Annotated in this window: 17 protein-coding genes; 5 read left to right on the top strand and 12 right to left on the bottom strand. The window is 38.7% G+C overall.

Annotation, left to right across the window (positions count from 1 at the left end):
* Positions 1 to 28: 28 nt before the first annotated feature.
* Together EU510_RS15875 and EU510_RS15870 are read right to left on the bottom strand one after the other, a co-directional pair.
* Complete coding sequence (locus EU510_RS15875; protein WP_149594289.1) at positions 29 to 1,678, bottom strand: SpoIIE family protein phosphatase; 1,650 nt, start codon at positions 1,676 to 1,678, stop codon at positions 29 to 31.
* Positions 1,678 to 1,983 carry an STAS domain-containing protein gene (locus tag EU510_RS15870; RefSeq protein WP_002962948.1) on the bottom strand — a complete coding sequence of 102 codons (306 nt, stop codon included), beginning with the start codon at positions 1,981 to 1,983 and terminating at the stop codon, positions 1,678 to 1,680. The genes EU510_RS15875 and EU510_RS15870 overlap by 1 nt, the downstream gene beginning before the upstream one ends.
* Before the next feature lie 135 nt (positions 1,984 to 2,118).
* On the opposite strand from EU510_RS15870, the gene EU510_RS15865 reads away from it, so the two are divergent.
* The gene (locus tag EU510_RS15865) at positions 2,119 to 2,448 is read left to right on the top strand and encodes a translation initiation factor (protein WP_002962947.1); all 330 of its coding nucleotides are present in this window, start codon (positions 2,119 to 2,121) and stop codon (positions 2,446 to 2,448) included.
* A 12-nt stretch (positions 2,449 to 2,460) separates the two neighbouring features.
* Here EU510_RS15865 and EU510_RS15860 read toward each other — a convergent pair whose 3' ends face one another.
* The gene (locus EU510_RS15860; RefSeq protein WP_149594288.1) at positions 2,461 to 5,475 is read right to left on the bottom strand and encodes an EAL domain-containing protein; all 3,015 of its coding nucleotides are present in this window, start codon (positions 5,473 to 5,475) and stop codon (positions 2,461 to 2,463) included.
* Positions 5,476 to 5,836: 361 nt separating this feature from the next.
* Between EU510_RS15860 and EU510_RS15855 the strand changes: the two genes are divergently transcribed.
* The gene (locus EU510_RS15855; RefSeq protein WP_024604450.1) at positions 5,837 to 6,994 is read left to right on the top strand and encodes a chorismate mutase; all 1,158 of its coding nucleotides are present in this window, start codon (positions 5,837 to 5,839) and stop codon (positions 6,992 to 6,994) included.
* Positions 6,995 to 7,055: 61 nt separating this feature from the next.
* On the opposite strand, the gene tyrA is transcribed toward EU510_RS15855, so the two are convergent.
* From tyrA to ffh, 6 genes are all read right to left on the bottom strand, one after another.
* On the bottom strand, positions 7,056 to 8,189 hold the full coding sequence (tyrA, locus tag EU510_RS15850) for a bifunctional chorismate mutase/prephenate dehydrogenase (RefSeq protein WP_149594287.1): 1,134 nt from the start codon (positions 8,187 to 8,189) through the stop codon (positions 7,056 to 7,058).
* Positions 8,190 to 8,464: 275 nt separating this feature from the next.
* Positions 8,465 to 8,824: a 50S ribosomal protein L19 gene (gene rplS, locus EU510_RS15845; protein ID WP_002962189.1), complete on the bottom strand. Its 360-nt coding sequence runs from the start codon at positions 8,822 to 8,824 to the stop codon at positions 8,465 to 8,467.
* 33 nt (positions 8,825 to 8,857) lie between these two features.
* Complete coding sequence (gene trmD / locus EU510_RS15840; RefSeq protein ID WP_149594286.1) at positions 8,858 to 9,625, bottom strand: tRNA (guanosine(37)-N1)-methyltransferase TrmD; 768 nt, start codon at positions 9,623 to 9,625, stop codon at positions 8,858 to 8,860.
* Positions 9,625 to 10,161 carry a ribosome maturation factor RimM gene (rimM, locus tag EU510_RS15835; protein ID WP_024596584.1) on the bottom strand — a complete coding sequence of 179 codons (537 nt, stop codon included), beginning with the start codon at positions 10,159 to 10,161 and terminating at the stop codon, positions 9,625 to 9,627. The genes trmD and rimM overlap by 1 nt, the downstream gene beginning before the upstream one ends.
* A 17-nt stretch (positions 10,162 to 10,178) precedes the next feature.
* Positions 10,179 to 10,427 (bottom strand): 30S ribosomal protein S16, encoded by a 249-nt coding sequence (gene rpsP, locus EU510_RS15830; protein WP_002962192.1) that lies wholly within the window; start codon positions 10,425 to 10,427, stop codon positions 10,179 to 10,181.
* 261 nt (positions 10,428 to 10,688) lie between these two features.
* A complete protein-coding gene (ffh, locus tag EU510_RS15825; RefSeq protein ID WP_002962194.1) occupies positions 10,689 to 12,068 on the bottom strand; it encodes a signal recognition particle protein in 1,380 nt (459 codons plus the stop codon).
* A gap of 252 nt (positions 12,069 to 12,320) precedes the next feature.
* On the opposite strand from ffh, the gene EU510_RS15820 reads away from it, so the two are divergent.
* Both EU510_RS15820 and EU510_RS15815 read left to right on the top strand, forming a co-directional pair.
* Positions 12,321 to 13,127, top strand: coding sequence for an inner membrane protein YpjD (locus EU510_RS15820; protein WP_002962197.1), 807 nt, complete (start codon positions 12,321 to 12,323; stop codon positions 13,125 to 13,127).
* Positions 13,128 to 13,188: 61 nt separating this feature from the next.
* The gene (locus EU510_RS15815; protein WP_002962198.1) at positions 13,189 to 14,457 is read left to right on the top strand and encodes an HlyC/CorC family transporter; all 1,269 of its coding nucleotides are present in this window, start codon (positions 13,189 to 13,191) and stop codon (positions 14,455 to 14,457) included.
* Positions 14,458 to 14,514: 57 nt separating this feature from the next.
* Here the strand turns inward: EU510_RS15815 and EU510_RS15810 are convergent, their stop codons facing one another.
* Together EU510_RS15810 and gshA are read right to left on the bottom strand one after the other, a co-directional pair.
* Positions 14,515 to 15,126, bottom strand: coding sequence for a transglycosylase SLT domain-containing protein (locus EU510_RS15810; RefSeq protein WP_002962200.1), 612 nt, complete (start codon positions 15,124 to 15,126; stop codon positions 14,515 to 14,517).
* Between the two features lie 147 nt (positions 15,127 to 15,273).
* Positions 15,274 to 16,851: a glutamate--cysteine ligase gene (gene gshA / locus EU510_RS15805; RefSeq protein WP_149594285.1), complete on the bottom strand. Its 1,578-nt coding sequence runs from the start codon at positions 16,849 to 16,851 to the stop codon at positions 15,274 to 15,276.
* A 595-nt stretch (positions 16,852 to 17,446) separates the two neighbouring features.
* On the opposite strand from gshA, the gene EU510_RS15800 reads away from it, so the two are divergent.
* Positions 17,447 to 18,994, top strand: coding sequence for a methyl-accepting chemotaxis protein (locus tag EU510_RS15800; protein WP_149594284.1), 1,548 nt, complete (start codon positions 17,447 to 17,449; stop codon positions 18,992 to 18,994).
* Between the two features lie 223 nt (positions 18,995 to 19,217).
* Here the strand turns inward: EU510_RS15800 and clpB are convergent, their stop codons facing one another.
* A complete protein-coding gene (gene clpB / locus EU510_RS15795) occupies positions 19,218 to 21,794 on the bottom strand; it encodes an ATP-dependent chaperone ClpB (RefSeq protein WP_149594283.1) in 2,577 nt (858 codons plus the stop codon).
* Positions 21,795 to 21,844: the final 50 nt, after the last annotated feature.

Genomic DNA, 21,844 nt, shown 5'->3' with positions numbered 1-21,844 from the left:
GAATAATAGCATGGATATTTTTGCAGAGCTAGCTCAACTTGTAGCACATTTCAACTTGGTTACCGCTGGCGTTATAAGTTACCTTTTCAGCTATTTCTTCTAATAAAGACACCCCTCTACCAAATTCATTATTAACCTTTGCCAGCTCATCGTGCTTACTACTAAACCCTCGGCCTGAATCACAAATGATGAAATATAAACTGAGCGTATCGGGGCAATAGCGCATATCAATAATAATCATTGCATCTGTAAGTTTAGCTAAAGCTGCTTCTCTTAATTCGTAATATCGAAAAAAGCCGTCTTCTTGTTTTTTAATCTCTGAGTCTAGCCCTAGTACACCATGATCAAGCGCATTGTTATAAGCCTCAGACAACAGTAAAAATATATTAGAGCGGTGAGCATTTAACCCCTCAACACTACTTAAAATATTAACAACGTCGTAAACGGGGTCTGTTTTTTTTATTTGTTCTGAGTTTAAACTCAAAGATAAATTAAACGCTAAAGTAGAAAATGCTTCTCGCTCTTGCTCCTCAGGAACTAAAGGCAGGCAGTTTAGTAAAACAATACTTAAATCATCTTGCTGCTTAGTGCCATCAGCAAACTTAGTAACATTAGCCACTATATCTTCGCTACTAATCATCGATTTACTTTTTAAGGTTTGTAAAAAACGCTCTTCTCCAAAAAATGTATCTTCTTTGTTTGCTGTTTCTATAATACCGTCGGTTGCTAGTACTAGGCGTGTATTACTATTTGTTTCAAAGTGAATAACTTCATATTCAAATTCTTGGTCGTCTAAAATCCCCAGCGCCATATGTTGCGACTCTAATGTTTGTTTTACATTACCGTCTTTATCTATTAGATACGCATCTGGCAGGCCGCCCATCCATGCAGAAATACTTTTACCGGATGCACTAAGCTCTATAATGGTTGCAGCACAAAACATGTGTCCAGGTAGGAGGTTGTAAAGCAGTGTATTTAGTTCACAGGCAATGTCATTAATCGCCATGCCTTTTTGTACCATAGTATAAAAAACACGAGAGATAGGTAATGCCCCAATAGCTGCCGCTAAACCGTGCCCGGTAAAGTCTCCCAACATGCAATACAGATTGCCTATTGGACTTTGCGCCACTAAAAACATATCGCCGTTAAACATAGACGCCGGCGATAAATTAAAATCGAGGTACTCTTTAAACTTGCCTTGATTCTCTAATGAGTTATTAAAAATATGCTCAATTATTTCGTGTTCACGTTCAATTTGATTGTGATGATATTCAAGCAGCTTTTTTTGTTGATTTGATTTTTTACTCAACTCTCTGGTGCGGCTATGTGCTTTAATTTTTGCGTACAAAATAACTTTTTCAAATGGTTTATGAATAAAGTCATCGCCACCTACCGCAAGACAGCGCTCAAAACTTGCTTGATCGTCTAAGGAAGTTATAAAAATAATCGGTAAGTATACCTCACTATACTGCTGTTTTATTTTTTCAGCGGTTTCAAAACCATCCATTACGGGCATTAAAACATCAAGTAGTACAATGTCTATTTGCTCTCTTTTAAGTACATTAAGTGCATCTAGCCCATTGTAAGCCAATGAGATTTTATAACCTTCCTGCTCAAGCATTTTACTTAGTAAAATGCGATTGAGCGCCTGATCGTCAACAATCAACACATGTATCATTAGCTAATATCAAACTTTTTATCAAAACGTGAAATTTGTAGGATTTTTCTAAGCTGAGGTTGGCAATTACTTATTTCGATGGTTTTCACTTGGCTATCAATGGTTTTTTTCATATTAAGTAACATGCCAAGTGCTGAACTATCCATATAATCAGTCTCTCTTAAATCGATAATTACCTTTACTGTTTTTTCGCTCATTTGAGCATAAGCTTGGCGAAAAGATTGTACTAAATTAAAATCAAACTTACCTTTAATTTGTATTGTTAATGTAGTGCCATCGACAGATTCATTCTTAGTTAAACTCATAGTAAACTCCAATAATATTTCCTTTGAACTAAATATAACCTGTTAAAAGTATTTAGCAAAAAGAAAAACACACAACTTCAAATTTGCTATCATTTACACCAGTATTTAATTCATTTTTATCCACAAAGGTAAGGTATGAGTGATAGTCACTTAGTATATTCAACTAGTACGGGTCGCATTGACCAGCCAAAACCAGAAAAAGAGTTACACGCTAAACTTTTTAAAGATGGTTTTATTCGCATTGAGCGTCAAACAAAAGGGCGTAAAGGCAAAGGCGTAATGCTAGTTGTTGGCATTGATCCAAAAGATCATGATTTAAAAAAGTTAGCTAAAACTATAAAAAGCAAAATGGGCCAAGGCGGCGCAGTAAAAGAAGGCATTATTGAAGTGCAAGGTGATGACCGAGATAAACTAAAAGGTATTTTAGAAGCATTAAAATTTAAAGTTAAAATTGCGGGCGGTTAACCCGCAATTTTATTAACTAATTACTTCGCTATTTGCGAGTTCATTTAACCTTTCATACAAATTCGGTAGTTCGTGCTCCGCAATTGGCTTACTAAAATAATAGCCTTGTACAATGAAGCAATTATTATTTTGTAAAAACTGCATCTGCTCTATTGTCTCAACCCCTTCTGCAACCACGTCTAGCTTTAACTTTTGCGCCATGGCAATAATAGCTGCAGTGATTTCCATATCATTCGTATCCTCTGGGATATCTTTTACAAATGAACGGTCAATTTTCAATATATCAACCGGGAATCGTTTTAAGTAACTGAGCGACGAATAACCTGTACCAAAGTCATCAATAGAAATAGATATACCTAATGCTTTAAGCTCGTGCAATTGTGTAATGGCTGCCTCTACATTGCCCATTAGCATGCTTTCGGTCAGCTCTAAGTGAAGGCGCTTTGCTGAAACACCCGACTTAATTATCATCTTGCTCAGCGTTGTAACTAAGCTTGAGTCTTTAAACTGGCGGGCCGATAAGTTTATCGATATATTATTTTCTAGACCTTGCTCTGCTAGTCTTACTGCAAAATCACAGGACTCTTGAAGCACCCATTCGCCTAATTCAACTATAAGACCTGTCGCCTCAGCAATAGGAATAAATTTATCTGGAGGGATTACGCCTTCAGCTGGGTGGAACCATCTTAATAACGCTTCATAGCCAACAACCTGATGAGTACGGCTATCAACTTGAGGTTGATAGTAAACTTCAAACTGCTTTTCTTTGAGCCCTATACGTAGCTCATTTTCGATAAATAAACGTTCATTTGCGGCTGCGTTTAATTCTTGGCTATAAAAGTGGAATGTATTACGCCCTTTTGCTTTTGCCTCATACATTGCCAAATCAGCATGTTTGAGTAACTGATCTTCCTCTAAGCTATCGTAAGGAGCCATAGTTATACCGATACTTGCACTGACAATAACTTCATTACTACCTAGTTTTATAGGCACATTCAGTGTTTTTTGAATTGTATTGGCAACATCAGCCGCATGAGCTTGGCTTTCTATACCACTTAGCAACACTGCAAATTCATCACCACCTAAGCGCGCTATGGTGTCCTCAGCTCGTAAACGTTTTTTAAGTCTGTTTGCTACTTCAATTAATAATTGATCGCCAGCATCGTGGCCTAATGTGTCGTTAATACGCTTAAATTCGTCTAAATCAAAGTAAAACAAAGCAAATGCATAATGCCCGCGCTCTGCTAATGCCATTGATTTACGCAATTGCATTCTAAAAAACGTTCTGTTGGCAAGGCCCGTAAGGGTGTCAAAGTAAGCTAGTTGTTCCATTTTACGCTGGCTTTCTTTTACAAACGAAATATCTTGTGCCGATGCTACATAACTGGTTATTTCACCGCCCTCTTCACGAATTGGCGAAACACTTAAAGACACCCAAATTGGCTCTTTATTTAAGCCCGCTATTAATGTGTCCCCGCGCCAGTAATTACGGCTGCGTAAATCTATATCTATATCTTCAACTAAGATAGACATTTCTGAGGCAATAATATTAAGTAATGGCGCTCTATTAAAATGACTTTCTGGATAGCCTGTCATTTCGAGCATTTTGGGGTTTACGTACTCAATGACAAAATTTTCATCGGTGATCACAACCCCAGTGCCCGAGAACGCTACCGCTTTAGATAAACGATTAGCTGCTTTTTCAGCAATTTCTTTTTCTGTAATTCTTTGGTTTAAACCATCAATAAGTTTGCGGATTTCTACCGTCATGTCTCTAAATGAGCCATTAAGGGTACCAATCTCATCTTTGTTTTCTGGCGGAAACTCAGTTGTTAACTGACCTTTACCAAAGCTTGTTACTGCATAAACTAAAGTATGTAAACGGCGAAGTACTAGTTGATAAAGCGCCTGATGCAGCAATAAGGCAACTAATATTGCGTATAAAATAAAGAGTCCAAAAAACTTCAGCTTTAAATCTTGTAACGCAGATAATGTTGATGAACGTTTTTTATAAACACCTATGTACCAATCTAAATCATCAATTTTACGAATATTAATAATGTGAGCTTCATCATTTTGTTCAAATGAATTAGCATACTCTGGTAACTTTACCGCAATTGCATCGTCAATAATTGACTGCAGCTCTGGGTTTACAAATTCGTTAGTAGCGAGTGCTTTATTGTCACTACCGTAGTCAGCCAATAATGCAGGGTTTAGGTTGGGGTGGGCTAACAATTGCCCTTTACTATCAAATACAAGTAAGTGTTTTTCTTTATCGCCAACAGGTAAAAATGAAATAAGTTTGTTAAGGGAAATATCGCTTCCCGTTACACCTAAAAACTCGTTATCAACATACACCGGCACTAGTAAGCTAATAACCCACTTTCGCCATACTGTATCGTAATAAACTTTTGACCATGCAGGCTCTCGCTCTGACCCTAACATACTTTTAATAGATTTGTACGTTGACCCTTGCGTAACTCTAAACTCGGCTGGCGCATTTAATGCCCAGTTTGGAGGGGAAACGCGGATAAAATCGTCATCGGTAATTAAATAAAAGTTAAAAAAGTCGTGTACCAGAGTCGGAGAAATTATACGCCATAACATTTCGGAATCATTAAATAGGCGTTTATAAAAAGGAGAGTAATTTTGCTGTGGTAAAAATGCTGCTGATAATCCATCAGCCGAGGCACTTCGAATCGTACCATCGCTATTAAACTGTAACTGTGATTTATTACTTAAATTAATTGGTAAATTAGATTGAAAAAGCTGCTCTGTCACTACGTTATTGGCTTGCTGAGCTATATTTATTTTTGTTTTAATACGTTCATTAAACTGCTTCACTAATAAATCTGTAGAGCTTTTTAACACCTCATGTTCTTCAAAAACAAGTTGCTTCTCTTCAGATTTAAGCATTAAGGCAGCCGCACACACCCCTGCTATTAAACAAATAGCAGATATAAGCAGTGAAAGTTTTACACTTAAAGAATTAAATCCAAAACGCGATGGAGGGCGTCTGTAAACCACAGGTCAACCTTAATTATTAATAATTGTTATTATTTGAACCAGTTTACGAAATATATCAGATCTGACTTAATATTTATAAATTATTTGTTAAATATCACTAAAAACTAATTATGACCAAATAAATAGCGCTTTGCGCTTATTTAGCACCGCATCGTTATTGACATTGTTAGTAACTCTCCATACATTAACTGCATGAAAATATTTATCTCTCGCACTTTTTTTTCGTTTTTTAGCTTCTTTATATAAAAGAGGCTTCCCTGTTTGTGAGATAAAATCAATCGAATAGTAAAGCCTCCCAACTGGGAGGCTTTTTTGTTTTTGCTGTGTAGTAACAGCCTACTTTTGGAATGAGGATACCAAAATGACAAATGATGTATTAAATGCACTAAGACACGATATAAATGAAATAGACTCCGACTTACTGGTGTTATTAGCTAAACGCCGTCGCATTAGCCACGGCGTGGTTGAATACAAAATCGCGAACAATAAGCCAATTCGCGATGAAGCTCGTGAACTCGCGCTTCTAGAAAAATTGATTGGTTATGGTAAATCACTAGGGTTAGATGCTTACTACGTAAATAATGTGTTTCAAACTATTTTGGAAGATTCAGTTTTACACCAACAAGCAATGCTGCAAAAAAACCTTAATCCAGATGCACTGAGTGAAACACATCGTGTTACTTACTTAGGTGGTCAGGGTTCTTATAGCCAGCTTGCATGTCATAAATACTTTAGTCGCCGCCCTGGTAAATTAATTGAAATTGGCTGTACATCGTTTGACGACATAACAGGTAAAGTAGAAAACGGCCAAGCTGATTTTGGTTTATTACCGATTGAAAACACAAGCTCTGGTAGTATTAACGAAGTATTTGACTTATTACAGCACGCACAGGTCTCGATTGTTGGAGAAGTCACTCACAGTGTAGAGCATTGCTTACTCGCAAACCCTGATACTGAACTTAGCCAACTGACAAAAGTATTTGCACATCCACAACCATTTGCGCAGTGCAGCCGCTTTTTACAAGGCTTAGGTGATTTACAACACGAAACATGTGACTCTACATCAAGTGCATTACAATCAGCTCTGAACACACCAAATAGTGCTGCAATTGGCTCTGCTCAAGCAGGAAAAAATGTCGGCCTCGAAGTCATCAAATCAAATCTTGCTAATCAAAGCGAAAACCATAGCCGCTTTATTGTGGTTGCGCGTAAACCTCTGCAAGTGTCTAACCAAATTCCAACTAAAACTAGTTTAATCATGTCGACAAAACAGCAAGCGGGCTCACTAGCCGATGCGTTAATGATTTTTAAACAACATAAGATTAATTTAGTAAAACTTGAGTCGCGCCCAACTCCAGGCAATCCGTGGGAAGAAGTATTTTATGTAGATCTTGAAGCAAACTTAGCTGATAGCCAAGTAAAAGAAGCGCTAGAAGAGCTTAAAGAACACACTCAATATGTGCGTATTCTAGGCTGCTACCAAAGCGAATCATTGCAGGCAGTAAGCGTTAATACTTAATCCACACTTTCATAAAATAAAAGGGCCGATATCGGCCCTTTTTAGTAAAAAGTAATAAGTATTAGTCCAGCACTTTTGAATCATTTGCTTTATTTAATAAGCTTCTGCTTTGTGTTAAAAAGTGCTCTGTTGAGTCAGAAAAGTAAACTTTCGCCTGCGCAAAAGAATCAATAAGCGCTGCTTTATCTCCTGCTTTTAATTTTTCCAATGTACTTGCAAAAGTGTCTTGGTACTGTGCAAGTAGGCTCTCTACATCATCGAATTGCGCTAACATAATATCTGAGTACAACTCCGGCGACTGCGCAAATAAACGCCCTACCATCATCAGCTCTAGTTGATATATAGGTGACGAGCAACTACGTAACTCTTCTAGTGTATGACTTTGTTTTGCTAAAAATTGTCCGTACACAAATGTTGTTAAATGACGCATTACCTGAATAATTTGCATTGCTTCGTCGTGCTTTTTAGCACCAAGCTCAACAAGCTGACAGCCCCATACCTGCAACTGCTGTAACAAGCCTTTTGCCGCCTGGTGCTCTCGCCCTTCACATACAACGACCGTTTGTTTTACCCAGTGTGATATGTCAGGGCCAAACATAGGGTGCAAACCAACCACAGGGCCACTATGCGCAGCTTTTAGTGCTTTAATAGGCGATTGCTTTACCGATGTAATATCAACTAGTAAACAGTCATCATCTAGTTTAGGTAACTTAGCAACTACTGCGTCCAATGCATTAATTGGTACGCTAATCATTACTAGCTTGGCACCTTTTAAAATATTTTGTGCATCGTTTTGCTGATCTTTATCTAAAACTTTAACTTCGTAACCTGAGCGAATAAACTGCTGAGCAAATAACTGCCCCATAGCACCTTGGCCACCTACAATAACAATTGGCGAAAGATCTGGCGCTGCACATGCAAGTTTTGCTTGTTGGTTTTGATAGGCTTCTCGCATCATGCGTCTTAGTATATCTTCAACGAGATCGGGGCTTACATTTTGATTTATTGCTTCTTGTCTTCTTGCCGCTAATAGCTCTGCTTCACGATTAGGTGCATGTAAAGGCGCGCCTGTTTGTTGTTTTATCTCACCAATTTTTTGCGTAATACCATTACGTTTAGCGAGTAAGGCGACAAGTTGTGCGTCGCATTCATCGATACCTTCTCTTAGCTGTGCTAAATCATTTATATCAGCCACGTTCATACCACCTTAAAAACAAATAACGTAAATATAAATTTACATAAAAGTAAACTAATCAATACGATAAATACTAACAGGATCAGCTAACTGATAAAAGGCTAAAGCTTAAATTTTACTAATGAGGAATTGAGAATTGAGAATTGAGAATTGAGAATTGAGAATTGAGAATTGAGAATTGAGAATTGAGAATTGAGAAAATAATATTCTAAAACCAAAACGGGTTGCAACCCGAAGGATGCAACCCGTTTTTTTGCGTTGATAAACAGCGCGTATTAGTTAAGTTTTTCTCTAATACGTGCAGATTTACCAGAACGCTCACGTAGGTAGTAAAGCTTAGCACGGCGAACTGCACCGCGACGCTTAACTGCTACGCTATCAATAAGAGGGCTGTGCGTTTGGAATACACGCTCAACACCTTCACCGTTCGAAATTTTACGAACTGTGAATGCTGAGTGAAGACCACGATTACGCTTAGCGATTACAACACCTTCAAAGGCCTGTAGACGCTCTTTAGCACCTTCTTTTACTTTTACCTGTACAACTACTGTATCACCAGGGCCAAATGCAGGTACGTCTGTTTTAAGCTGCTCATCTTCAAGCGCTTTAATAATATTTTGGTTTACTTTTGCCATTATGTTTCTCACTTTCCTAGGTGTAACTGTCTTCTAGCCACAAGCTTTTTGGTACTCTTGCTGAAATTCTGCGAGTAATACCGCTTGCTCCTCAGTCAGAGCTAGGTTATGCAACAAGTCAGGACGTCGTAGCCAAGTTCTACCTAATGACTGCTTAAGCCGCCACTTTGCTATCTCTTGGTGGTTTCCACTGAGTAATACAGCAGGAACCTGTTTGTCGTCCAATGTTTCTGGTCGTGTATAGTGTGGACAATCTAACAAGCCATCCGAAAACGAATCTTGCTCTGCTGACTGGTTATGACCTAACACACCTGGCACTAATCGCGCTACTGCGTCAATTAATGTCATAGCAGGTAGTTCACCACCACTCAAAATAAAATCACCAATTGACCATTCTTCGTCAACATATGATTCTATTATTCTCTCATCTATACCTTCATAGCGACCGGCAATCAAAATCAGTTTATTAGAGTTAGCGAGTTCGCCAGCGCCCTGCTGATCAAGTTTGCGCCCTTGCGGGGACATATAAATTACTTTAGCGCCATCACCAGCTGCTTTTTTAGCTTCGGCAATCGCTTTTTTTAATGGCTCAACCATCATTAACATACCTGGTCCGCCCCCGTAAGGACGGTCATCTACGGTTCTATGCTTATCTAAAGCGTAGTCTCGCGGATTCCAACAGTTAAAATCAATTAAACCATTTTTTACTGCGCGACCGGTAACACCTTGGTCTGTAATAGCGTCAAACATGTCTGGAAAAAGGCTTATCACCCCTACCCATAATGAACTAGTTTGCGTCATTAAAAACCAGGATCCCAATCTACGGTAATTTCTCTTGCATCGTATTTAACTTCTTTAATAACTGAATCAGTTAAAAAAGGAATCAAACGTTCAGCTTGACCAAATGCGTCTTTACTGTTTGCTTTCACAACTAGTACGTCATTTGACCCTGTCTCCATAAGGTCATCAACAATGCCTAAGCTATAACCTTTATCGGTTACAACAGACATGCCAATGAGATCTCGCCAATAGAACTCACCTTGCGGGAGTTCTGGTAAATGCGCTGCATCCATTGAGATTTCAGCATGGGTATAAGCCATTGCTTCGTCTCGGTCGTTTATCTGCGCAAATTTAGCGATAAAGCCTTTGTTGTGGCGACGCCAGTCGACCACTTCTAAGGACTGCCATTTACCTTGCTGCCCTATCAACCACGGGCTGAAATCGAAGATCCCTACGGGATCATCAGTAAATGAATGTACCTTAAGCCAGCCCTTTATACCATATGGGGCACCGAGCTTTCCTACGACAATTATTGATGAGGTGTTCTCTTGACTCATGGTTACACTTACGCCTATTAAGCCGCTTTACGAGCGTCTTTTACTAACTTAGCTACGCGATCTGAAAGAGATGCGCCCTGACCTACCCAGTGTTCAACACGTGGTAAATCTAAACGAATTTTTTCTTCTTGACCTGAAGCAATTGGGTTAAAAAAGCCTACTTTCTCGATGAAGCGACCGTCACGCGAGAAACGGCTATCCGCAACCACAATTTGATAGAAAGGGCGTTTTTTAGCGCCACCACGTTGCAAACGAATAGTTACCATACCGTCCTCTATAAAGATTGACTGTTTTCATTAATAAGATTTACTCCCCAGAATGAGGAGCTGGGGAATTGTACGAGTTTTTGGCAATAACGCAAGTAAGAAGTGAAGCAAAAAGACAGTTTAGTAGGTTAAACCGTGATCTCAACGACAAATTAGGGTTAAAGGTGTATTACATGCATAATTTATTCAACAAAAAAAGGAGCTATTTGCTCCTTTAAATATGATTCGCTATTGTTTTAAAAAATAACTCAAAAGTATTTTTTAAAACTTAGGACCACCGCCACCCATCATCCCAGGTGGTAACATGCCTTTCATACCGCGCATCATTTTAGTCATGCCGCCTTTACCTTTCATCTTTTTCATCATTTTTTGCATTTGCGTAAACTGCTTAAGCAACTTATTAATCTCTTGTACTTGTGTACCAGAGCCTGCTGCTATACGTTTTTTACGCGAACCTTTGATGATTTCTGGACGTGCACGCTCTTTTTTAGTCATTGAGCTAATAATAGCTTCCATTTGGATAAATGTTTTGTCACCCATTTGGCCTTTAACAGCATCTGGTAAGTTAGACATACCAGGGAGCTTATCAAGCATCGACATCATGCCACCCATGTTTTTCATTTGCTTTAATTGATCAGCAAAGTCGTCAAGGGTAAAACCGGCACCTTTAAATACTTTTTCAGCAACTTTAGCAGCTTGCTCTTTATCTACTTTCATTTCGACTTCTTCGATTAATGAAAGTACATCACCCATGCCTAAAATACGCGACGCTATACGGTCTGGATGGAAAGGCTCGAGTGCGTCAGTTCGCTCACCCACACCCATAAATTTAATTGGTTTGCCTGTGATATGACGAATAGATAAAGCAGCACCACCACGTGCATCACCATCGGTTTTTGTTAATATTACACCGGTTAGTGGCAGAGCTTCGTCAAATGCTTTAGCTGTATTTGCCGCATCTTGACCCGTCATTGCATCAACAACGAATAAAGTTTCAATTGGGTTGATTGCTTTGTGAAGATCTTTAATCTCGTCCATCATGTTGCTGTCAACATGTAAACGACCTGCGGTATCAACAAGTACTACATCTATAAATTTCTTTTTAGCATGAGAGATTGCAGCGTTTGCAATATCCACTGGCTTTTGCGAAATATCACTTGGAAAGAAATCAACATCAACTTCTGTAGCAAGCGTTTCTAGCTGTTTAATCGCAGCAGGGCGATAAACATCGGCACTTACTACAAGCACTGATTTCTTTTTGCGTTCTTTTAAAAACTTAGCAAGCTTAGCTACACTGGTGGTTTTACCCGCACCTTGCAGACCCGCTACCATAACAACGGCTGGCGGTTGCGCATTTAGGCTTAGCTCTTCATTGGCCTCACCCATTGCTTTTTCTAGTTCTTCACGCACTATTTTTATAAATACTTGGCCTGGGCTTAAGCTTTTTGTAACTTCAACCCCAACTGCACGTTCTTTAACTTGTTTTACAAACTCGCGAACAACAGGCAATGCCACATCGGCTTCTAAAAATGCCATACGCACTTCGCGAAGTGTGTCTTTTATGTTGTCTTCAGTCAGACGGCCACGGCCACTGATATTTTTTAAGGTTTTACCTAATCGTTCTTGGAGGTTCTCAAACATGTAACGGTTCCGATAAGACGTTTATATCAATCCATTAAAATTTTACGGTTAGTTTGATTTTCAATTAACCAGGATTGACTTATTAAGTTTCAATTGAAAGTAGTATACCGTATATGGCGTCTTACAATATAGTGTTCAAGTGCACCTTGTTGAGTTTCTTTTTTTAAGGTCTATGCATTTGCTTTGCTATAAAATACAATGACTATATAACAACAAGGATTATTTTGTCTCAAATTAAGTGGCCCAAGCACAATGCTGATTATTAGTTTAACTATTATTGCCAGTTTATTTTATGTGTTAGCAACGTCTCACGTGCTCTCACGCCTGTTTCATCAACAAGGCCCTAGCCAAAAGGTAACCGTCATATTGAGCACGGTTGCTATAGTGGCGCATATGCTGCTGTTAGTTAACTCTGTTTTTAGATCCGACGGTCAAGACTTAAGTATTGTAAACGTCTCCCTTTTAACATGCTGGGTTATTGTCGTTTCAGTAACAGCTGTATCGCTAAAGTTCCCTGCTACCTTATTATTGCCCGTTGTTTATGGTTTTGGTGCTTTACTTACCATTGCCAGTTTATTTATTCCTCATCATATTTTACTGCAAAGCATTAATATTGAGGTTGGCTTAGTAACACACATTTCCTTATCCCTATTGGCCTACTGTATTTTAATTATTGCTACTTTATATGGCGTGCAGTTCTACTTTATTGATAAACGTTTAAAACGTAAAGATTTAGCAATTGTGCATAGTCACCTTCCGCCTTTAATGGTTGTTGAGCGCCAGCTTTACCAACTGCTTAATTTAGGCACCATATTACTCACGTTTGCATTACTCTCGGGGTTTGTATTTCTTGATGGGATGTTTGCTAAAGAGTTCATTCATAAAACGATATTGTCGTTAGTTGCGTGGGCTATTTTTGCCATTGTAGCCATCGGGCATATGAAAAAGGGTTGGCGCGGTAAACCTGTGGTTATTACCATCATGGTCGCTGCATTTGTCCTCACACTCGCATATTTTGGCAGCCGTTTCATACAAGAAGTGATACTAAATAAGTTTTAACTTGACTCTGCTTGCTCACTCTAGCTTAATACGCATTGATTTATAAGAAAAGGATCCATCGTTGGACGACATATCGACAAGTACCCTATTTATCATTTTAGGTTTTTTGGTGCTTTTTTCTGCTTATTTTTCTGGTTCAGAAACCGGAATTATGTCAATCAATCGTATACGCCTGCGACACCTCGCTAAAGAGGATCATCGTGCAGCTAAACGAGTCAGTAAATTACTTAGCCGTCCAGATAGGCTCATCGGTTTAATCTTAATTGGCAATAACCTTGTCAATATAGCTGCAGCTCAAGTTGCTACCATTATAGGTATTCGTCTTTACGGTGACCTTGGTATTGCTATCGCTACGGGTGTGTTAACTTTAGTCGTGCTTATATTTGCCGAAGTAACACCTAAAACTCTTGCTGCCCTCTATCCTGAAAAAGTAGCTTTTCCAAGCTCAATAATACTTAAAGGGTTACTAAAAATTCTTTTTCCTTTTGTTGTTATCGTTAACTGGATGACCAACGGAATATTGCGATTATTTGGTATTAGTGCCGCTCAAATCGACGAGCACAGCATGAGTAAAGAAGAATTAAAAACAGTGCTCAATGAGTCAGGCGCACTTATCCCTGCTCGCCATCAAAGTATGCTGACCTCAATTTTAGATTTAGAGCAAGTAACCGTTGAAGATATCATGATCCCACGTAACGAAATTGTGGCTATTGATATTAACGATGATTGGAAACTGATTAGTCGCCAGCTTACCCATGCACAACATACTCGCGTGTTGTTGTATCGCGATAATATAGATGACGCAGTAGGCTTTATTCACTCTCGAGATGCACTTCGCCTACTTACAAAAGAGCAATTTGATAAACCATCTTTGCTGCGTGCTGTACGCGAAATTTACTTTATCCCAGAGGGAACATCACTTAACACTCAGCTGTTAAAATTTCAGCAGTCTAAAGAACGCATAGGCTTAGTAGTAGACGAGTATGGTGATATTCAAGGTTTAGTAACGCTTGAAGATATTTTAGAAGAAGTTGTTGGCGATTTTACAACTACACAAACCCGTACACCAAGCGAAGAAGTAGAAACACAAACCGATGGCTCTTGTATTGTAGATGGCGGCGCTAACGTACGCGATTTAAATAAAGAGATGGGTTGGGATTTCCCACTAGACGGCCCGAAAACTTTGAGTGGCTTAATTGTTGAATACTTAGAAGATATTCCCGATGCAAATATTAGTTTACGTATTGCGGGGTACCCTATTGAAGTACTCGAAGTAAAAGAGAATATGATAAAACAGGTGAAGATTCAGCCTAACAAGCGTTCTCGCTAGTTCTCACTAAGTAAAAAGGAGCCGATTGGCTCCTTTTTTATATCCATTAATAACTTTCTAGCCAAATATAAGGCGTTCAAACCAACCTTTATCAAGCTCGTCTTCACAGCGTTTTAATTGCGCACCATAACGGCTTGCTCTGTGTTTAACTTTATTTGCGACACCCATTAACCACTTTTTCTTTTTATATGTGCCACGCTTATAACCACCCCAACCTTCATGATAATTAAGATATTGCGCATAGGCATCCCACTTAGAGATTTTATTTACTTTATGCGTTTTATAAACAAACCATGCCATAAAGTCGATTGCATCATCAAAGTCGTCTCTATCAGCACCATTGTTGCCTGTTTCACGAATGTAATCTGACCATGTTGGTGTTTTAGCCTGTGAATAACCATAGGCATCACTTGCGCGACCGGTTGGAATTATCCATAAGAAGTACTCCATAGGTGGAGCCGCATCATGCTTAAAAGAGCTTTCCTGGTACATCATACTCATGAGTACATGCTTAGGAGAGCCCCATTTTTCTTGCGCGTCTTTTGCGTCAAAATACCAATCAGGTTTTTCTTCAAAGATTTTGCATAGATCGTTAGGTTGTTTCGGGGGCGCTGTAGCACAACCAGCTAAAGTAATGGCAAGAGATAAAATAATTGCATTTTTTTTCATTTTTTTAAGATCTCACAGAACTTTTTTAAAAAGTGTGGGTCTGACTCAATGAATGCAGCAGTACAGCATTAGTTCATCCCTGAATATATATTTACGCAGCCTACTTAGGCTGCGTTTTTTTTGCTTAAATTTTGCTAGGTATTAAGATTATTTACCGTCAAAATACGCATCTAAAAAGGCAGTAAATGACTGGGTATCTGCTTGCTCAATTACAGTTTGTGCTTCGTTAGATTCTACAACTTGTTGTTCTAGCCAAGGCTTTAAAAACTCACTGTAATCAGTGTCTGCGTGGCTTTGTTTGTATTTATTAGCCAGTGCTAGCGCAAAGTGACCGTTGTCTAAACCAGACTCTTTTAATTGTGACACGTAACGTCCAGAATAGGTAAGCTCTGGATTATGCACCCACGTTGCCATGCGCTTTATAGTATCAGAGTAATAATTAACACCATAAGCATTATCCATCCATTTAGCGACATCAGTGAGCTGGACAAATATTTCATCACCCCACGACTGAAGACTACGCTGTGTATTATTAAAGTTAAGCATTAGCCCTTCTTCTCGACCTTGATTGACTACTGTGTCGAGGTTTTCAGTACTGCGTGCTTGTTCTTTCCAATCCATTGGAGCTGAATCTTTTAATAAACAATACGTTAAAAACACATCTAAAAAGTGAATTTGCTCAATATCAATACCAACTTCGCTAAACGGGTTAACGTCTAACGCGCGAATTTCTACATATTCAATGCCTGCTCGAAGCAATGCATCCGTTGGCGTTTCGCCACTTTTAGCATTACGCTTAGGACGAATTGGCGAGTAAAATTCGTTTTCAATCTGCAGAATATTTTTATTTAATTGTTTAGGGTTTTCACTCTTATAGTCATCAAGATCACCATAAATTTCTGATGGTGTGTTGATTGCTTTTTTAAGGCCTGCTACATATTCATCTAACGAGTTATACATTACGCGTAGTGACGACTGAGCGCTATTCGTATAACCTAAATTGCCTAAACGCAGTGCCGTACCAACTTCTAAGTAAAGCGTACCTTTACCTAGTTTTTTAAATGGTAAATCAGTTTTTCGACCTTGTAAAAATGAGTTACATAATGCTGGTGATGCACCAAACATGTAACTTATTAGCCATAGTTCGCGTTTAAAGTTACGAATAAGCGCTAAATAGCCGTCTGAAATAAAATCTTGAATGCTTGCATTACTTTGTTGTAACGAGTGAAGCGACTGCCAAAGCGTATCTGGAAATGAAATATTAAAGTGAACGCCTGCAATTGCTTGCATCATACTACCGTAGCGATTTTTTAATCCTTCACGGTATAGTGTTTTCATTTTGCCTGTATTAGAACTACCAAATTGAGCTAAAACAATATCATCTTGATGCTCAATAAAGCACGGCATACTAATAGGCCAAAGTAGTTCATCACCCATTTTTTCTAGAGTGAACTTTTGAAGGTCTTTTAATTGCTTAAGAGTTTGCGTTGACGACTCACTAACTGGAGTAATAAATTCAAGTAAAGATTCAGAAAAATCAGTTGTGATATGGCCATTAGTTAACGCACTGCCCACCCCTTTAGGATGGCCTTTAGGTGATATAGCACCATTCTCTTGTATTCTTAGTGACTCTCGCTCTATGCCGCGTTTAATGCCATTAACTGCATGTTGGTGCTCATCTACTGATAACGCTTCAAGTGCGTTAGCTAAATCATGTGTTGTCAAAAAATCTTTCCTCGGGCCACGTGGCTTAATCATAAGGTTATGGGGGCTAATTACTTAGACTCAAGATGAATACCAATTTTATTGAAAATATGATCATTCTATCGCGTTAAATAGCGCACTCACTGCATTACAAATTATTCATATAGAACAACTATATGTCATAATTTTCGCCTTGTTATTGTGCTATTTCCTTAGCGCTATAATAGATCATTTATTTAATGCAACTGGAATAAATTGCTAAGAACAATATAACTTTTCAAATCTAATAATTCTTTGCCCACTTTATACATGCGCTAATATGACCAACATCATTATATTAAGTCGTAATATTGCCATTGCTATGTGCATTATACAAATGCTTTAAATGCTTTAAATGCTATTTAAGTATAAATTAAATACATAAAAAACAAGCCTAAACTAACAGACCGGAACTTATTCAAAATGAGTTCAACTTAGCTACCCGATATTTAAAATTGATCTAGATCAATAAAAGCAATTATTTACCTTATGAGTACAAAAGGACATACGCTATTTTTTGCTTTGTATGTTGTAACCAATATAATGGCTCCAACAATAAAGGATGATAGCAAATATAATGCGCAATGATAAAAGCTTAAAAAATGAAGAAGTATACTTTGATGAGTCACAAGAGCTTGTTTCTACTACCGACCTTAAAGGTGTAATAACATACGTCAATCAAGAGTTTTGTTCTATAGCCGGATATAGTGCGCAAGAACTTATCGGTCAGCATCATAATATTGTTCGTCACCCTGACATGCCAAAAGCTGCTTTTAAAGAAATGTGGACAACACTAAAGCAAGGACACTCTTGGCGCGGTATGGTTAAAAACCGCTGTAAAGATGGTCGCTATTACTGGGTCGATGCCTTTGTAACCCCTATATTTGAACATGGTCAGCTCATTGGTTATCAATCAGTAAGAGCCAAAGCAAGCTCACAGCTAAAACAACGCGCACAAACTCTTTACAACAAATTAAATACCAACAAATCATTATTTAATCTGCGAGAACACACCACAATAAGACAAAGCATTACTTTTATATGCCTATTACTTTGGCTAATTTTTCTTGCAGTCGCAGGATCAATCACTATAGCTGCAATTAGCCTATTTATTTGCGCTTTAGTTATTGCACTAAATTATGACGAACTCATTGTTACCCCTAAAATATTACGCGTTCAAAAAGCAAAAGCCGATTCAGTCTCTCGCTATATTTACAGCGGCCACAATCCCCATAGTGTAAGTAATTATAGAGAGCAGATGCTAAACGCAAAATTGCGCACGGTTCTTGGCCGTATGAAAGACTCTACATTAAGCTTTAATAGCATCGCCACTAATCTAGATAAACAATCAACGCTTACTGAAAAAGGTATTTCTTCACAAGGTGAACGTTTAGAGCAAATTGCATCCGCGATGACCCAAATGAGTTCGACCATTGGGGAAATATCAGTAAATACTTCTCAAACAGCTGATAAAGTAAATAACACCCATCAAAGCTGCTCTGAAATAAAAGAGCATATTGCCGATAATAGTAAAATGGTATCTGATTTAGCTTTTCAAGTAGAAGAGGCTGCAACCACAGCCACCAGCTTAGCCTCTGAAGCCGACAAAATTGGTAAAGTAATGAGTGAAATTGAAGGTATTGCGGATCAAACTAACTTACTTGCCCTAAATGCAGCAATAGAAGCAGCTAGAGCAGGAGAACATGGTCGAGGCTTTGCAGTAGTTGCCGATGAGGTAAGGACTCTTTCGTCTCGTACTCAAAATGCGACAACACAAATCCATAGTTCTATTAAAGAAATACAAGACACTTTATTTAGCTGGTCTAAAGTAATGCAACGCACCAAAACACAAGCTGATAACTGTGTTCTGACAACAGATAAAACCCAAGTTGAACTTGAGGAAATTTTTACTCAAATTAGTGAAATATCTCATTTGGCTATACAAACATCATCGGCTGCAGAAGAGCAACAAATGGTTAGTAACGACATTAGTAATAATGTTTCGCAAATTAAAGACTTTGGTGATGAAAACTTAAGCTTAAGCTTTAATGTGGCAACGGGAGCAGCTGAGCTTGTTGAAGGTTCGCGTAGAGTTAACGATTTATTACTAACCTTTAAAGTTTAATACCAATCTGCTTATATATGGGGTCTATTTAACGTTAAGAAAATTACGCTAGAACTAGGCAAAAATTTTTGTATCTAGTTGTTCTAAATAAAAAATTTTTAACGACGTTATAGTGCAATTTAATTCGTTAAATTGATCAAAGATTTATGCAGGTTGGTATAATACCTAGGTAAACATTAAAAAGCCGCTATTTCAGCGGCTTTTTGATTTTAATTATTTACAATTAACGCTTAGTAAATACCAAACCTTCGTCATTTGCGTCGATAACGATAACGCAACCAGGTATGTAGTCCCCATTAAGTAGCTTTTGTGCCAGCGGATTTTCTATCGTTTGTTGAATAGCACGTTTAAGTGGACGTGCACCGTACACAGGGTCAAAACCACTTTCTGCAATTCGCTCAAGAGCCGCATCGCTTATTTCAAGCAGATACCCCATCTCTGTTAAACGCTCACGTAATTTCATTAACTGAATATCAGCTATTTCTTTTATATGCTCGTTAGCTAACGGATGAAATACAACAGTCTCGTCTATACGGTTAATGAACTCAGGTCTAAACTCATTAATTAATACTTCCATTACTTTAGCTTTAAGGGTCGTGTAGTCATTATTACCCGCTTGCTCTTGGATAATATCTGAGCCTAGGTTTGAGGTCATAATAATAACGGTATTTTTAAAATCTACGGTTCTACCTTGCCCGTCGGTTAACCGGCCATCATCTAATACTTGCAGTAGAATATTAAATACATCTGGATGCGCTTTCTCTATTTCATCAAGCAAAATAACTGAGTAAGGTTTACGACGAACAGCTTCTGTTAAATAACCCCCCTCTTCATAACCCACATAACCTGGAGGTGCTCCCACTAGGCGTGCAACTGAGTGCTTTTCCATAAACTCAGACATGTCGATACGCACCATGGCGTCTTCGGTATCAAACATAAAACCAGCCAGTGCTTTTGTCAGCTCGGTTTTACCCACACCAGTTGGACCTAAAAACAAGAAAGAACCAATTGGGCGATTAGGATCTGCAAGCCCTGCACGTGAGCGTCTTATTGCGTTAGCAACAGCAACGACCGCTTCATCTTGCCCTATTACTTTACTGTGTAACTTATCTTCCATTTGCAGCAGCTTTTCACGCTCACCTTGTAGCATTCTTGCAACAGGAATACCTGTCCAGCGAGATAAAATTTCAGCAATTTCATCCTCACCTACTTGGTTTTTAAGCAGGGTCATTTCTTGCATTTCGGCTTGTGAGGCTAAATCAAGTTTTCGTTCAAGCTCTGGAATTCGCCCATATTGCAGCTCTGACATACGCTGTAAATCACTTGCTCTTCGCGCTACATCTAAATCTAATCTTGCTTGTTCAAGCTCGGCTTTAATTACTTGCGTACCTTGAAGAGATGCTTTTTCAGCATTCCAAATTTCGTCTAACTCACGATATTGCTCATCAAGGTCGGTGATCAACTCTTGCATTTCACTGCGACGTTTTTGACTCGCCTCATCTTTTTCTTTAGCAAGTGCATTATCTTCTAATTTTAACTGGATAATACGACGCTCAAGCTTATCTAACGACTCTGGTTTTGAATCAATTTGTAATCGAATTGAGGAACCCGCTTCGTCTATTAAATCAATTGCTTTATCGGGTAACTGACGATCGCTAATATAGCGATGAGATAACTGCGCCGCAGCAACAATCGCGGGATCAGTAATTTCTACTGAATGATGCAGCTCGTAACGCTCTTTTAACCCACGCAATATTGCGATGGTATCTTCAACCGACGGCTCTTCAATGAGTACCTTTTGGAATCGACGCTCAAGAGCTGCGTCTTTTTCTATATATTTACGGTACTCATCAAGCGTAGTCGCCCCCACACAATGTAGCTCGCCACGTGCTAATGCTGGTTTTAGCATATTGCCCGCATCCATTGCGCCATCACTTTTGCCTGCACCCACAATAGTATGGATTTCATCAATAAATAAAATAACTTGGCCTTCTTCTTTAGCCAATTCGTTTAACACTGATTTTAAACGCTCTTCAAATTCACCGCGATATTTAGCGCCCGCAACTAGTGCTCCTAAATCAAGCGATAAAACACGTTTGTTTTTTAATCCTTCGGGTACTTCACCATTAATAATACGCTGTGCTAAACCTTCTGCTATTGCTGTTTTACCAACACCTGGTTCACCGATTAATACAGGGTTATTTTTAGTGCGCCGTTGTAGTACTTGAATCGTGCGGCGAATTTCGTCATCTCGACCTATTACAGGGTCAAGCTTACCTTGCTCTGCTCGCTCAGTTAGATCAATGGTGTACTTTTCAAGCGCTTGACGTGTTTCTTCGGCGTTTGGATCATCAACTTTTTGACCGCCGCGAATCGCTTTAATTGCAGTTTCAATTTTAGTCGAGGTAATATTTAACGATCTGAATATATCGCCAAGTGGACCTTTATCATCGCATGCCGCCAGTACAAACAATTCACTTGAAATGTATTTGTCTTTGCGTTTTTGTGCATACTTATCACATAAGTTGATAAGTGAAGCCATATTATTTGATAGCTGTACGTCGCCACCTACGCCTTCTACTTTAAATAGTTTTTCTATTTCTTGAGAAAGCTTGGTGTTAAGTTCATCAGCGCTAACCCCCGTTTGTGCAAATAACGCGCGCACACTGGAGCCGCTTTGCTGCAGTAATGAATACATTAAATGTACGGGTTCAATAAATTGATGATCGCGGCCAAGGGCTAGCGATTGCGCATCAGAAAGCGCAGATTGAAATTTACTTGTAAATCTATCTAAACGCATGGTGTTACCTATTAAATAATCTAATTGCTTAATTAATGGGTATGTTTAGG

The organism is Pseudoalteromonas sp. FUC4 (genome assembly GCF_008370255.1).
Classification (GTDB): Bacteria; Pseudomonadota; Gammaproteobacteria; order Enterobacterales; family Alteromonadaceae; genus Pseudoalteromonas.
This window is presented reverse-complemented; position numbering and strand designations above follow the sequence as displayed.